At 73.1% G+C, this 14,652-nt stretch carries 10 protein-coding genes; 1 reads left to right on the top strand and 9 read right to left on the bottom strand.

Annotated features, from left to right (window positions below):
* Positions 1-113: 113 nt before the first annotated feature.
* From ACFWYM_RS35860 to ACFWYM_RS35845, 4 genes are all read right to left on the bottom strand, one after another.
* Positions 114-440: a hypothetical protein gene (locus ACFWYM_RS35860; RefSeq protein WP_384846822.1), complete on the bottom strand. Its 327-nt coding sequence runs from the start codon at positions 438-440 to the stop codon at positions 114-116.
* Positions 437-805, bottom strand: a complete 369-nt coding sequence (locus ACFWYM_RS35855; RefSeq protein ID WP_384846820.1) for a WhiB family transcriptional regulator — start codon at positions 803-805, stop codon at positions 437-439. Before ACFWYM_RS35855 ends, ACFWYM_RS35860 begins: the two co-directional genes overlap by 4 nt.
* A gap of 170 nt (positions 806-975) precedes the next feature.
* Positions 976-1,311, bottom strand: a complete 336-nt coding sequence (locus ACFWYM_RS35850) for a hypothetical protein (protein WP_384846818.1) — start codon at positions 1,309-1,311, stop codon at positions 976-978.
* A 165-nt stretch (positions 1,312-1,476) separates the two neighbouring features.
* Positions 1,477-3,735: an ATP-dependent DNA helicase UvrD2 gene (locus ACFWYM_RS35845; RefSeq protein WP_384846832.1), complete on the bottom strand. Its 2,259-nt coding sequence runs from the start codon at positions 3,733-3,735 to the stop codon at positions 1,477-1,479.
* Between the two features lie 91 nt (positions 3,736-3,826).
* On the opposite strand from ACFWYM_RS35845, the gene ACFWYM_RS35840 reads away from it, so the two are divergent.
* A complete protein-coding gene (locus ACFWYM_RS35840; protein WP_384846816.1) occupies positions 3,827-4,081 on the top strand; it encodes a mycoredoxin in 255 nt (84 codons plus the stop codon).
* Between the two features lie 93 nt (positions 4,082-4,174).
* Here ACFWYM_RS35840 and nudC read toward each other — a convergent pair whose 3' ends face one another.
* The 5 genes from nudC to ACFWYM_RS35815 all read right to left on the bottom strand — a co-directional run bounded on the left by nudC (position 4,175) and on the right by ACFWYM_RS35815 (position 14,474).
* Positions 4,175-5,122, bottom strand: coding sequence for an NAD(+) diphosphatase (nudC, locus tag ACFWYM_RS35835; protein WP_384846814.1), 948 nt, complete (start codon positions 5,120-5,122; stop codon positions 4,175-4,177).
* 99 nt (positions 5,123-5,221) lie between these two features.
* Complete coding sequence (locus ACFWYM_RS35830) at positions 5,222-6,634, bottom strand: dipeptidase (RefSeq protein WP_384846812.1); 1,413 nt, start codon at positions 6,632-6,634, stop codon at positions 5,222-5,224.
* A gap of 10 nt (positions 6,635-6,644) precedes the next feature.
* The gene (locus ACFWYM_RS35825) at positions 6,645-10,226 is read right to left on the bottom strand and encodes a UvrD-helicase domain-containing protein (RefSeq protein WP_384846810.1); all 3,582 of its coding nucleotides are present in this window, start codon (positions 10,224-10,226) and stop codon (positions 6,645-6,647) included.
* 72 nt (positions 10,227-10,298) lie between these two features.
* Complete coding sequence (locus tag ACFWYM_RS35820; protein ID WP_384846808.1) at positions 10,299-11,000, bottom strand: hypothetical protein; 702 nt, start codon at positions 10,998-11,000, stop codon at positions 10,299-10,301.
* 153 nt (positions 11,001-11,153) lie between these two features.
* Positions 11,154-14,474: an ATP-dependent helicase gene (locus tag ACFWYM_RS35815; protein WP_384846806.1), complete on the bottom strand. Its 3,321-nt coding sequence runs from the start codon at positions 14,472-14,474 to the stop codon at positions 11,154-11,156.
* Positions 14,475-14,652 lie beyond the last annotated feature (178 nt).

The raw sequence follows: 14,652 nt of genomic DNA, 5'->3' as shown, positions 1-14,652 counted from the left end.
CGCACCACGGCACGCTGGGGTCCGGACTGTTCGGACCGGCCCCCGCGGTGGGAACTGCTGCGCTGTCTGTGCGCCGGGGCGCATGGCCCGGCCGCCGTGGGCGGCCCGGGCGCTTACTGCATGACCGCGATGGCGAGCGCACGCCGGGCACGCAGGGACGCGCGCTCGGCGCGACGCTGCATCCGGCGGGCGGCCACCAGGCGCAGGGCCGGGCGGTCCGCCTCGGCCTCGCGCAGTCGCTCATGCATATGGGCACGAGCCATGGCTTCTGGGATGAGTTGCATCTCACGGGTCCTGTTCTGACGCGAGTCGGTCGCGCCGGTGGTGGTGAAGTCCGAGGTAGCGGAACCCGCGGGTTCGCTGGTGGCTGCTGCCTTCATCGGGGCCTGCTTCTGGGGGTCGTGCGTCAGGGGGCGATCGATCGTTCCGGCGGTGCTCATGCCACGACCGGGTTCTTGCGCGGGCGACCACGCGGCCGCTTGCGGGCAACGACCACACCCTGGACGAAGAGCTCGCCGCCCCAGACGCCCCACGGCTCACGCCGCTCCTTGGCGCCGGCGAGGCATGCCTCCATCAGCGGGCAGGTACGGCAGAGGGACTTGGCGTACTCGACGTCCGCCGGCGACTCCGCGAAGAAGACCTCCGGGTCGTAGGCACGGCAGGGGACGGGTACGCCGAGGTTCTCGATGGCGTCGTCGAGCGCGGTGAGCGCGGTGAGGGGAGTCAAGGTCGGGTCCTCCGTAGGCACGGGCGGGGGGTTCGTCTCTGAAGGCGGTACGGACGGGGCGTGCGCTTCGAGTTGCACGGTGAGTTCTTCCTCGTCTGGTCGTTCCGGCCTGGGTCGGCCGGTTGGCGGCTGGTACCGGGTCTTGCTGTGGCCCCTTCGCTCCGTCGTCCCCGTTTTGGGGAAAACAGAAGGGCCGCGGATCCCTGGTGGGGTTCCGCGGCCCTGAAGGCGCCGGCCTGATGCCGAGATCAGGCTGGATCACTCCAGGGTTCGAGCCCACGGAAGGCCCACATCGTGTGGTGCTGCGTCGTCTGCTGCTTGCGGGATCCGGCACCGGCTGCCGCAAAGGCATAGGCAGGGGCCTGCGCCTTCGCTACTGCTTCCAGTGCCTTGGTCGGTCGCTCATTGCCCTCGCGGACGGGAAGGCCCGAGAGAGGCAGGGCGGACATCGGACGCGGGGCGGCGATGGCAATGCCGCTGGACAGACCGGTGCCCAGGTTCGAGAAGCCGAGCAGGCAGGAAGCGACGACCGAGCGATCGGTCATTTTGACGGTGCTGGTGAAGCTCTCGTTGATGCTGATCACTGGAATTCGCCTCCTCTCGGCGTCTCGGGAACCGGCCGGGGCCGGTTCTGCGGTCTGAACAAGTACAGCACGGGGCGGTGGCTTCAGAGAAGCCGCCGTTCCCGTGCTTAAGAACCTATGGGTCTTCCTCGCGCATGCGCAAACTATTTTTTCGACGAGTTTGAATCAGTTGCTCTCGTCGTCTGCTCCAAGCTCCTGACCTGCACAGATGGCGAGGACATCGGCGCCGAACCGGTTCAGCTTGCGGACACCGACGCCGGGGATGCGGGCCAGGTCGCCCTCTTCGTCCGGTGCGGCCTCGGCGATGGCGATCAAGGTCTTGTCCGTGAAGACGCAGTACGGCGGCTGCCCCAGGAGCTTCGCCTGGCCCGATCGCCACTCCCGCAGGCGCTCGTAGAGTCCTTCGTCCATGTCCGAAGGACAGTCTTCGCAGCGCATCAGCTTCATCTCGCCCGCCTCGGTGAGCGTGCGGCCGCAGACCCGGCACCTGGCCGGACTCCTGCTCCCCCGCCGCCGGGGCCGGGCACCTGCGGGCGCCTCGCCCCCGCTGCCCCGCTCGATGCCGCCCGCGCCCCCCGCGGCGCGGTACCCGGCGCCGCCCGAGCCCGGCCGCAGCCCGTCCAGGAACCGGCTGGGCCGACGGTTCGGCCGCCCGCCCGGCGAGCGGGAGAGCGCCCACGACAGGGAGAGGTGGAGCCGGGCCCTGGTGATGCCGACGTACAGGAGGCGGCGCTCCTCCTCGATCTGCTCGTCCGTCTTGGCGTATGTGATCGGCATCATGCCTTCGGCGAGGCCGACCAGGAACACGGCGTCCCACTCCAGGCCCTTCGCGGCGTGCAGCGAGGCCAGGGTGACGCCCTGGACGGTGGGGGCGTGCTGGGCGCTCGCCCGCTCGTCGAGCTCGGCGACCAGATCGGTCAGGGTCGCCTCCGGCCGGGCGCGGGCGAAGTCCTCGGCGAGGCGCACCAGGGCGGCGAGGGACTCCCAGCGGTCGCGCACCGCACCGGATCCGGCGGGCGGGTTGGTCGTCCAGCCCTTCGTCGAGAGGACCGCGCGGACCTGTGAGGGCAGGTCGACGGCGTCGTCCAGGAGGGAGTCATTGGCGCCGAAGCGGGCGGCTCCGCGCAGGGCGGCGCCCGCCTCCCGCACCTCCTGGCGCTCGAAGAACCGCTCGGCGCCCCGGAGCTGGTAGGGCACTCCGGCGTCGGCGAGGGCCTGCTCGTAGATCTCGGACTGGGAGTTCGTACGGAAGAGGACGGCGATCTCGCTGGCGGGCACGCCGTCGGCCAGGAGGGCGCGGATGCGGCGGGCGGCGCCTTCGGCCTCGGCCGGTTCGTCCGTGTACTCCGTGTAGACCGGCTCGGTGCCGGGGTCGCGCTGGGAGATCAGCTCCAGGCGGTGCTCGGCGGCGCGGCCGCGGGCCTGGGAGAGCAGGCCGTTGGCGAGGTGGACGACCTGGGGCGTGGAGCGGTAGTCCCGGACCAGCTTGACGACCGTCGCGCCCGGGTGGCGGGTGCGGAAGTTCAGGAGGTGGTCGGGGGTCGCGCCGGTGAACGAGTAGATCGTCTGGCTCGCGTCGCCGACGACACAGAGGCTGTCGCGGTCGCCGAGCCACAGCTCCAGGAGGCGCTGCTGGAGCGGGCTGACGTCCTGGTACTCGTCCACCACGAAGTGCTGGTACTGGGAGCGGACCTGCTCGGCGATGTCATGGCGGTCCTGGAGGACGCCGACGGCGAGGAGCAGCACGTCCTCGAAGTCGATGACGGAGCGGTCGCGCTTCAGCTCCTCGTAGGCGCCGTAGAGCTGGGCGATCTCGGCGGGGTCGCGGGGGGCGTCGCGGCCCGCCTTCGCGGCGGCCGCCGCGTAGTCCGCGGGGACGGTCTGGGTGACCTTGGACCACTCGATCTCGCCGGTGACGTCCCGCAGCTCGTTCCGGTCGAGGCGGATGCGGCAGGCGGCCGCCGCGTCCGCGACGAGCTGGATCTTGCGCTCGACGAGGCGGGGCAGCGGGCCACCGACTGCTTTCGGCCAGAAGTACTGGAGCTGGCGGAGGGCGGCGGAGTGGAAGGTGCGGGCCTGGACTCCGGTGGCGCCGAGCTGGCGGAGGCGGCCGCGCATCTCGCCCGCCGCGCGGTTGGTGAACGTGACGGCGAGGACGCTGGCGGGCTGGAGGATCCCGGCCCGCACCCCGTAGGCGATGCGGTGTGTGATCGCGCGCGTCTTGCCCGTCCCCGCGCCCGCGAGCACGCACACCGGTCCGTGCAGGGCGGTCGCCACCTCGCGCTGCTCGGGGTCGAGCCCGTCGAGCACCGCGTCGGCAGAGTCCGGAACCTGCGGGAAGAGGGAGGAGTGCGTTGCTGCTGTCACCCCGCCATGCTGCCAGGTCCCCGGGGGCGGGCGAGGCGCTTGTCCACAGGGAGACAGTTGCAGTCGTACTAATGCGGGAATGGTGGCCGGGTCACGTACGTTCTTCAGCAGTGCGATGACGCACCCGAGCAACAAAGGAGCGCGAGAAATGCCGGGCACTGTGACGATGTACAGCACCACCTGGTGCGGCTACTGCCGCCGCCTGAAGGGCCAGATGGACCGCGAGGGCATCGCGTACGACGAGATCAACATCGAGCAGGACCCGGAGTCCGCGGCCTTCGTCGAGAAGGCGAACGGCGGGAACCAGACGGTGCCGACCGTGCTCGTGGTCTCCCCGCAGGGCACCGAGTCGGTCATGACCAACCCCTCGCTCGCCCAGGTGAAGCAGGCCCTCGGCGCCTGATCGCCGCTCGCGCTCCCTCTCGCGCACCGAAAGACCCCGACCAGCCGTGACGGCGGGTCGGGGTCTCCTGTGTCCGGGCCTCTGCCGAGCGGTTCAGCCGACCGTGCCAGGCTTCGGCAGGGGCTCGCCGAACCAGAGCTCGATGAGGCGGGCGGCGATCGAGATGCCGTACGGGGGCAGGACCTCGCCGGAGGCGAACGCGGCGCGCAGGTCGTCGCGCGAGAACCAGCGCGCCTCGTGGATCTCCTCGCCGTCCACGTTGATCTCCGAGGACGTGGCGTCCGCCATGAAGCCCAGCATCAGGCTGGAGGGGAACGGCCAGGGCTGGCTGGCGACGTACTGGACGTCGCCGACGACGACGCCCGCCTCCTCCCAGACCTCGCGGCGCACCGACTGCTCGATGGACTCGCCCGGCTCGACGAAGCCCGCGAGGGTCGAGAAGCGGCCCTCGGGCCAGTGCACCTGGCGGCCGAGGAGGGCGCGGTCCTGGTCGTCCGTGACCAGCATGATCACGGCGGGGTCGGTGCGCGGGTAGTGCTCGGCGCCGCACGCCTGGCAGCGGCGGATGTGGCCCGCCGCCGCGATGACGGTGCGCTCGCCGCAGCGCGAGCAGAAGCGGTGCAGGCGCTGCCAGTTCTCCAGGGCGACGGCGTGCACCATCAGGCCCGCGTCCCGGGGCGACAGGAGCAGCCCCGCCTCGCGCAGGCCCGCGGGGCGCGCCGACTGGTCCATGCGGCCCGGCAGGGTGTCCTTCTGGAGCGCGAAGTAGCTGACGCCGTCGTCGTCCGTGCCCAGGAAGTAGCGGTGGGCCTCGGTGAGGGGCGCCTCGAAGGAGGGCGTCATCACCAGTTCGGTGGCGCCGTCCGGCGTCTCGTCGATGAGCACCTGGCCGCCGGAGACCACGAAGACCCGCGTCGTGGGATGGCTCCAGGCGGCGGCGAGCCATGCCTCGTCGAGGCGGTGGTGCGCCGCCCGGTCGATGCCGCTCGGCTCCGTGAGCGAGACGGGACGGTCGGCTGTGCGGTCGGTCCAGGTGGTCACAGGTGCTTCCAACTCCCCCGGTGGAATGGGTGGTTCAGCAGGACGGGCAGGACGGCCGGTGCGGACGGGCCGGGCAGGTGCGACGGGGCGGGCGCGGCTTCAGTGTGCATCGCGCCAGTGCTCCGCGAGATCGCCCCACAAGTAGGCGGTGGTCTCGACTCCCTTGAGGAGCAGATCGAGCTCCACCTTCTCGTTCGGCGCGTGCCAGCCGTCGGACGGTACGGAGATGCCGAGGAAGAGCACGGGTGCACCGAGCACGTCCTGGAGGTCGGCGGCGGGACCCGAGCCGCCCTCGCGCGTGAAGCGGATCTCCTGCTCGAAGGCGCGCCCCATGGCCCGTACGACGGACTGGAGCGCGGGGTGGTCGAGCGGGGTCAGGCAGGGGCGGGTGGCGGCGCTGAAGGCGATCGTGTGCCGGATCCCGGCGGGCAGCTGGTCGGCCACCCAGGCGGCGACGGCCTCCTCGACCCGGGCCGGGTCCTGGCCCGCGACGAGCCGGAAGGACAGCTTCAGGAGCGCGGACGAGGGGACGATCGTCTTGCCGCCCGCTCCCTGGTAGCCGCCGCCGATGCCGTTGACCTCGGCGGTGGGGCGGGCCCAGATGCGCTCGAGGGTGGTGTGGCCGGCCTCTCCGTGGGCGGCGTGCGACTTCGCGGTGCGCAGCCACTGGGCCTCGTCGAAGGGCAGCTCGGCGAAGAGTTCGCGCTCGCGCTCGGTCAGTTCGGTGATGCCTTCGTAGAAGCCCGGGATCGCCACGCGCGCGTGCTCGTCGTGGAGGGCGGCCACGAGGCGGCCCGCGGCGGTGGCCGGGTTGGGCACGGCGCCGCCGAAGGAGCCGGAGTGGATGTCCTGGTCGGGCCCGTACAGCTGGATCTCGCACTCGGCGAGGCCGCGCATGCCGGTGCACACGGTCGGGGTGTCCTCGGACCACATGCCGGTGTCCGAGACGATCACCGCGTCGGCGGTGAGGCGCTCGCGGCGCTCCTCGATCAGCGCACGGAAGTGCGGGGAGCCGGACTCCTCCTCGCCCTCGATCAGCAGCTTGAGGTGGACGGCAGGCGCGCCGCGGCCGGTCGCGGCGAGGTGGGCGCGGACGCCCAGCGTGTGGAAGAAGACCTGGCCCTTGTCGTCGGCCGCCCCGCGCGCGTAGAGGCGGTTACCGCGGACGACGGGCTCGAAGGGCTCGGTGTCCCAGCCGTCCTCGCGGGCCGCGGGCTGCACGTCGTGGTGGCCGTAGACGAGGACCGTGGGGGCCTCCGGGTCGGCCGCGGGCCACTCGGCGAAGACGGCGGGCGCGCCCGGCGTCTGCCAGACCTCGACGGTCGGGAAGCCGGTCTCCTTGAGGGATCCGGCGAGCCACTCGGCACTGCGTCTGACGTCCCCCGCGTGTTCGGGCTGGGCCGACACGGAGGGGATGCGCAGCCACTCGGCGAGGTCGTCGAGGAAGGCGGCGCGGTGGTTCTCGATGTACCGACGGACATCGCTGACGGCGTTGTCAACGGACTGGCTCATGCTCACGAGCCTATCCGGCCCCCGGAGCGGACCCGTCCGGAGCCTCTCCGGGCGCCCCGTCCGCGGGCTCCTCCAGGAGGAGGCGCTCCAGCTCGGCCCGGCCGGGGAGCGACCTGGGACGGACGGTCTCGCCACTGCGCACGTACAGGAAGGTCGCCGTCACCGCCTCCGGCGGCAGGCCGTGGCGCTCCGCCCAGGCGAGGCGGTAGACGGCGAGCTGGAGCGGGTCGGCGCTGTGGGTGCGGCTCGTCTTCCAGTCGACGATCTCGTACGTGGCGTCGGCGCCGTCGCCCTCCTTGTAGACGGCGTCGATGCGGCCCCGGATGACGCGGCCCGCGATCTCCAGCTGGAAGGGTGCCTCGACGCGGTGGGGGGTGCGGTGGGCGTACGCGCTGCGCTCGAAGGCTTCCTTGAGGGCTTCCAGGTCGCGCTCGTCGGCGATCTCCGCCTCGTCCGGGGCGCCGCCGGGCAGGTCGTCCGGGTCCAGCATCGGCAGCCGCAGCTCCTCGAAGCGGGCCTCGATCCAGGCGTGGAAGCGGGTGCCCCGGCGGGCCGCGGGCTGCGGTGGGCGGGGCATCGGGCGGGCGAGTTCGCGGGCGAAGCCGTCCGGGTCGGCGGCCAGGCGCAGCAGTTGGGTGGCCGTGAGCGAGGCGGGCACGGGCACGTCGCGCACGCCGTCACGAGCGCGCAGGAGCTCGCCGGCGAGGGCTTCCAGGTCGCGGTCCCAGGAGGTGAGGGTGCGGGTCTCCTCCGGAGTGAGGGGCGTGGTGGGATGCGGCACGCGCGCGTGGGGGGCCGCCTGGGGCTCGGGGGTCTCCGCGCGCGAGGGCATGCCGGGGTGTGGCTCGCGCGGGGGTGTGCCCTGGTGCGGCGGCTGGGTGAGCGGGGCCGGGCGGGTCGTGGGGAGCGCGTCCCAGTCCTCGGCCGCGTCCGGCTCCGGCCCTGCCGTGAACTCGTCCTCGTCATAGGGCGGTTCGTCCTCCGGCGGCGGCCACTCCGGGTCGTACGCCGCTTCGGAGTCGTGGGCGGCGGCGGGCGACACAGAGGGGTGCAGCTCATCGTGCGAGTGGGCCGCCATGCGGTCCAGGTGGGCCATGACGGTGTCGGCGGCGGCACGGCGGCGGGCCAGGGAGGTCGCGTCGAGCGGCAGCGGCCAGGCGTGCTCCGCCGCGTGCTCGTGCAGGGCGGGGTTCTCCTCGTCCTCGCCCGGCTCGTCGGCCCATGCCTCGATCTCCCCGTGGCCGGCCGCGCAGTGGTCGTGCAGCGCCGTCAGGAAGTCCGAGGGGCCGCGCGGCTTCTTCTGGGTGGGGCCCCACCAGTGGCCCGAGCCCAGGAGCAGGGAGCGGGGGCGGGTGAACGTGACGTAGCCCAGGCGGAGTTCCTCCGTGTGCTGGTGGTCCTTCATCGCCTCGTGGAAGGTCTTCATGCCCTTGGAGTCCCACGCCTCGATGTCGGGCAGCGTGGCCGCGTCGCCGCGCAGCGCGTGCGGGACGACCTTGCCCTGGGCGGTCCACTTCTCGCGGCCCTGGGTGCTGGGGAAGGTGCCCGTGACGAGTCCGGGGACGGCGACGACGTCCCACTCCAGGCCCTTGGACTTGTGGGCGGTCAGCACCTTGACGGTGTTCTCGCCGCCCGGCAGGGCGTTGTCCAGGCCCTTCTCGTACTGGGCGGCGGTGCGCAGGAAGGCCAGGAAGCCCAGGAGGGTGGCTGAGTTTCCGTCGGCGGAGTCGGCGGCGAAGGACGCGGCGACGTCGAGGAAGTTGGCGAGGGTCTCCCTGCGGCGGGCGGCCAGCGCGTGCGGGGACGCGGACAGCTCCACCTCCAGGCCGGTGACGGCGAGGACGCGGTGCAGCACGTCCATCAGGGGGTCCGCCAACGACCTGCGCAGATCGCGGAGTTCGGCGGCGAGGCGGGCGAACCGCACGCGCGCCTCCGGCGAGAACGGCAGCCCGTCGTCGTCCGGCCCGCCCGTGCGCCCCTCCAAGGAGGGCTCCAGGAAGGTGTCGAGGGCGTCCGCGAGCGATATCACCTCGGCCGGGTCCACGCCCTCCACGGCCTCGGCGAGACGGCGGTCCGGGTCGTCGGGTGCGGCGTGCCCGTGCCGTACGAGGAGGCGGGCGCGGCGTCCCAGGAGGGCGAGGTCGCGGGCGCCGATGCGCCAGCGCGGGCCGGTGAGGAGGCGCACCAGCGAGGCGTTGGCCCCCGGGTCCTGGAGCACCTCGCAGACGGCGACCAGGTCGGCGACCTCGGGGAGGTGCAACAGGCCGGACAGGCCCACGACTTCGACGGGGATGTCGCGGGCGACCAGGGCGCCCTGGATCTCGGCGAAGTCGGTCGCCGTGCGGCACAGGACGGCGATCTCTCCGGGGGCGGTGCCGGTGGCCACGAGGTGGGCGATCGAGTCGGCGATCCACCGCATCTCTTCGGAGTGGGTGCGCAGCAGGGCGCAGCGCACCACTCCGTCGCGCTCGGCTCCGGGGGCGGGGCGCAGGGCCTCCACGCCCGCGTGCATCGCGCGCAGCGGCTGCGCCAGGCCGTTGGCGAGGTCGAGGAGGCGGCCGCCGCTGCGGCGGTTCTCGCTGAGCGCGTGGCGGGCGGCGGGGCGTCCGTCCGCGTACGCGAAGTGCTCGGGGAAGTCGTCCAGGTTGGCCACGGAGGCGCCGCGCCAGCCGTAGATCGCCTGGCAGGGGTCGCCGACGGCGGTCACCGGATGGCCCGTGCCGCCCCCGAACAGGCCCGCCAGGAGGATGCGTTGGGCCACCGACGTGTCCTGGTACTCGTCCAGGAGCACGACGCGGAACTCGTCCCGGAGGATCTCGCCGACCTCGGGGCGAGTGCGGGCCAGCGTCGCGGACAGGGCGATCTGGTCGCCGAAGTCGAGGAGGTCGCGGGCGCGCTTGGCGCTTCTGTAGTGGCCGACGAGTTCGGCGAGCTCGCGCCGGGCGGCGGCCGCCTCGGGGACCTTGCGCAGATCGGCGTTGGTGAGCTTGACGCCCTCCAGGGTGCGCAACAGCTCCGCGTCGTGGGCGCGCAGGCGCTCGGGGGTCACCAGGTGCTCGGCGAGCTCGCTGTCGAGCGCAAGGAGGTCGCTGACGAGGTCCGGGAAGGAGCGGGTGAGCGCGGGATACGGGCCGGGGGCCTCGCGCAGCACGCGCGCGGCGAGCTGGAAGCGGGTGGCGTCGGCGAGGAGGCGGGCGGTGGGCTCGAGGCCGATGCGCAGGCCGTGGTCGGTCAGGAGGCGACCGGCGAAGGCGTGGTACGTGGAGATGACGGGCTCGCCCGGGGGATCGTCCGGGTCGAGTGTCTCGGTGTCGGTGACGCCCGCCTTGATGAGCGCCTGCCGGACCCGCTCGGTGAGCTCGCCCGCCGCCTTGTTCGTGAACGTCAGGCCGAGGACCTGCTCGGGGGCGACCTGGCCGGTGCCGACGAGCCAGACCACGCGGGCGGCCATCACCGTCGTCTTGCCCGAGCCGGCTCCGGCCACGATCACCTGCGGGGCGGGCGGCGCCGTGATGCAGGCCGTCTGCTCCGGGGTGAACGGGATGCCGAGGAGCTCCTTGAGCTGCTCGGGATCGGTGATGCGAGGTGACACGAGAGAGAGGCTAGCGGCGGCCACTGACAAGCGGGGCGGGCCCGGGAGTCAGTGGCCGCGGTGCGCCCGGCGTCAGGAGCCGGACATGACCTCCTTGAGGTCAGCGACCTGGTCGGCGGGCGGGGCCTTCACGGTGACGGGCTTGCCGTAGTCGGTGAAGTACATCGTGCCCGGGCCCTCCTTGTCGGAGGTGACGACCTTCAGGAAGTACGGCTTGCCCTCGGCGGCGACGTAGAAGGTGGTCTTCTTGCCCGACTCGTTCTTGGTCAGGACGGCCGCCTTCTTGCCGTTGACGTCCGAGTCCTTCTCGCGCTTGACGTTCTTCAGCTTCTTGGACTGGAACATCTGATCCGCGCTGCAGGTGCCTTCCTGCTTCTCGTTGGGCGTCTTCACCCACTTCCCGGCGAGCTTGCCCGCGGCGGCGCTGCTGCCCATGGAGTTCTTCCAGAACGCCTCGTCGCCCTTCACGTACTGGGTCTTGCCGGACACGAGCAGCTCACCGACGCCCTTGTCGCCGGCGTCGGTCTTGCCCGTGCAGTCCCCGGACTTGGCGACCGAGAAGTCGACCTTGACGGACTTGTCCGCCTGCTTGCCCTCTCCGGTCACGCGGAAGGAGCCCGCGCCCTTGGAGGCGTCGGCCGCCTTGTCTGCGATCTCCTTGGCGCTCATGCCCTCGAAGGGGTCCTTGTCGCCGTCACTGCTGCAGCCCGTGACGCCGACTACGGCGGCGGCACAGGCGACGGCCACTGCCAGGAGCTTCCGGTTGGCTGCCATGTCTGTCTGTCTCCTCAGGAAAGTGCGGGGCCGGACCGTGCACCCACGGTCCGGCCCGCTCAGCTTCACGAAGACCTTAGATCGGCTGTGACAGTGCTATGGGTGCGGGCGGCCGGACGTGAGAATTGCCACGAGTGCCCCGTGACCTGATCGTCACTCCACGACCTGCCGCCCCTCCGAGCGCGCGCTGCACGAGGCGCGGAAGGCGCAGTGGGTGCAGTGCTGGCCGGTGGTGGGCGTGAACCGTTCGTCGAGGACCTTGCCCGCGGCGGTGGCGAGGAGCTCGCCGATCCACTCCCCGGAGCCCTCCTCCCCCGCTCCCTCCGCCGGGCCGCCCTCGGGGCCGGTCAGCGGGCCCTGCGCCTGCACCTTGGGGAACTGTTCGCCGCCGTCCCGCTTGGCCGCCGCCTGGCGCAGCTGGACGAGCTCCGCGCCGCCGGGCTCCGGGCGCACGCCGCCGAACGCCTCGTCGGCGGCGCCCTCTTGGATGGCGAGCTGGTAGACGGCGAGCTGCGGGTGGCGGGCGACGTCGGCGGCGCTCGGGGCCTGCTTGCCGGTCTTGAAGTCCACTACGTAGGCGCGGCCTTCACCGTCCCGCTCGACGCGGTCCATGGAACCCCGTACGCGTACTTCATAGGCACCCGCTTCGAGCGTCACGTCGAAGTCGTGCTCGCTCGCCACCGGGGTGCGGGCCGCGCGGTCCATCACGTGCCACTGGAGGAAGCGTTCGAGCGCCACGCGCGCGTGCTCCTTCTCCTGGGCCGACTTCCAGGGGGCGTCGAAGGCCAGCGCGTCCCAGACCGATTCGAGCCGCTCCATGAGGACGGCGAGGTCGGCGGGGGTGCGGCCGGACGCGACCTCGTCGGCGAGGACGTGCACGACATTGCCGAAGCCCTGCGCGGCGGTCGCGGGCGCGTCCGCCTTCACCTCGCGGCCGAGGAACCACTGCAGCGCACAGGTGTTGGCGAGCTGGTCGAGCGCGCTTCCGGAGAGCACGACCGGCTTGTCCCGGTCCCGCAGCGGCACCGCGGCGGCCGTCGGCTCCTCCATGCCCCACCAGCGGTAGGGGTGCGCGGACGGCACGAGGGGGCGGCCGTCCGTGTCGCTGAGGGCGGCGAGCCGGGCCAGGCGCTGCGTGGCGGCCTCGCGCAGGGCGTCCGAGACGCGGGGGTCGACGGTGGTGGCGCGCAGCTCGGCGACGAGCGCGGCGACGGACAGCGGACGACGGGGGCGGGCGGTCACGTCCTTGGGCTCGACGCCGAGTTCGGTGAGGAAGCGCGACGGCTGGTCGCCGTCGTCCGCCGGCGCCTTGACGGCGGTGACGACGAGACGCTCACGCGCGCGCGTGGCGGCCACGTAGAACAGGCGGCGCTCTTCGGAGAGGAGCGCTCCGGGCGTGAGGGGCTCGGCCAGCCCGTCCCGCCCGATGCGGTCGGCCTCCAGCAGGGAGCCACGACGGCGCAGATCCGGCCAGAGCCCTTCCTGGACCCCTGCGACCACGACGAGCCGCCACTCCAGGCCCTTGGAGCGGTGCGCCGTCATCAGGCGCACGGCGTCGGGGCGCACCGCGCGGCGGGTGAGCGTGTCCGCCGCTATGTCCTGCGCCTCGATCTCCGCCAGGAAGTTGAGGGCGCCCCGGCCGCCGGTGCGCTCCTCCGCCCGCGCCGCGACCGCGAACAGCGCGCACACCGCGTCCAGGTCGCGGTCGGCGTTGCGGCCCGCCGCGCCGCCGCGCCGCGCCATGCGCTCCAGGCGGCGCGGCCACGGGGTGCCGTCCCACAGCCCCCAGAGCGCCTCCTCGGCGGTACCGCCGCCCGCGAGGCCCTCGCGTGCCTTGCGCAGCAGCGCGCCGAGCCGCTGGGCGCCCCTGGCGTACGTCGGGTCGTGCGCGACCAGGCGCTCCGGCTCAGCGAGCGCGCGGGCCAGCAACTCGTCCGAGGGCGGCGGCAGATGGTTGCCCGCGGCCCGCTCCTCCTCGCGCAGGGCCCGGCCGAGGCGGCGCAGATCGGCGGCGTCCATGCCCGCGAGGGGGGAGGTGAGGAGGGTGAGGGCGGTCTCGGTGTCCAGCCAGCAGGGTGCGGTGCCGTCCCCCTGGGAGCCCTCTTGGAAGCCCTCCTGGAAGCCCTCTTGGGAGTCCTCTTCGGAACCTTCTTGGGAGCCTGTACCCGCCACCGCCACCGCCGCCGTCGCCACCGCCCGTAGCGCCGTCAGCAGCGGGGTCACCGCCGGTTCGTGGCGCAGCGCGATGTCGTCGCCGTCGATGTCCAGGGGGACGCCCGCCGCCGAGAGGGCCCGGCGCACCGCCGGTATCGTGCGGGCGCCCGCGCGCACCAGGACGGCCATCTCGCTCCAGGGGACCCCGTCCTCCAGGTGCGCCCGGCGCAGGATGTCCGCGATGTTGTCCAGCTCGGCGCCCGCCGTCGGGTACGTGAACACGTCGACCCGGCCGCCCTCCCTGGTGGCCGCCGGTTCGCGGTGGGCGCGGACGGCGCCTGAAGGAAGCCGGGTCAGCGGCATCCGCCGGGTGATCACGCGGGTCGCGGCGAGCAGGCCCGCGCCCGATCTGCGCGACGTCGTCAGGACCTCGACCGGCGCCTCGGTGCCGTCCGCGCGCGGGAAGTGGGCCGGGAACTCCAGGATGCCGTTCACGTCCGCGCCCCGGAACGCGTAGATCGACTGGTCCGGGTCACCGAAGGCGACCAGGCTGCGGCCGCCCCCCGCCAGCGCCTGCAGCAGCCGCACCTGCGCCGGATCCGTGTCCTGGTACTCGTCCACGAACACGGCGTCGTACCGCTGCCCCAGCACGCGCGCGACGTCGGGGCGCTGCGCGAGCAGCACCGCACGGTGCACCAACTCCGCGTAGTCGAGCACCCCCTGGAGGTCGAGGACGTCGAGGTACTCGGCGAGGAACGTGGCGGCGGCGCCCCAGTCGGGGCGGCCGGTGCGCGCGGCGAAGGCGCCCAGGGCCTCCGGGCCGAGGCCCAGCTCGCGGCTGCGGGCGAGGACCGCGCGCACCTCGTCGGCGAAGCCGCGCGTCGTCAGACAGGCCCGCAGCTCGTCCGGCCAGCGCACGTGCGCGAGACCCGCCGCCTCCAGGTCGATCTGGCCCGCGAGCAGCTCCCGCACCGCCACGTCCTGTTCGGGACCCGACAGCAGCCGCAGCGGCTCCACGAACAGCTCGCTGTCCTGGTGGGCGCGGACCAGGGCGTAGCAGAACGAGTGGAACGTGGTCGCCTGCGGGGCACGGGCGGCCCCGATGCGCAGCGCCATGCGGTCGCGCAGCTCCACCGCGGCCTTGCGGCTGAAGGTGAGGACCAGCACGCGCGCGGGGTCGGCTCCCCGGGCGACGCGGGCCGCGACGGACTCCACCAGCGTCGTCGTCTTGCCCGTCCCCGGCCCGGCGAGCACGAGGAGAGGACCGGCGCCGTGGTCAACCACCGCCCGCTGACGTGCGTCCAGACGAGGGGGATCCATCGTGGCCGGCGGGGTACGCACCAGTCGGTAGGCACCCGCAGTCCCCTGTCGTACCGGGAGGTGCGACGGGTGCCGGGAGTGCCGGACGGAAGAAGGGGAGCTCACGTGGATCGCCGGTCCTGGTGGGTGTGCTGGGTGTGCTGTGCGTCCTGGTCTCGGGGCGGCCGCGCGACGGCTG

It is taken from the genome of Streptomyces sp. NPDC059009 (assembly GCF_042740175.1).
Lineage (GTDB): Bacteria > Actinomycetota > Actinomycetes > Streptomycetales > Streptomycetaceae > Streptomyces.
Note: the sequence above shows the minus strand (reverse complement) of the source record. Positions and strands in the feature narration are given on the sequence as shown.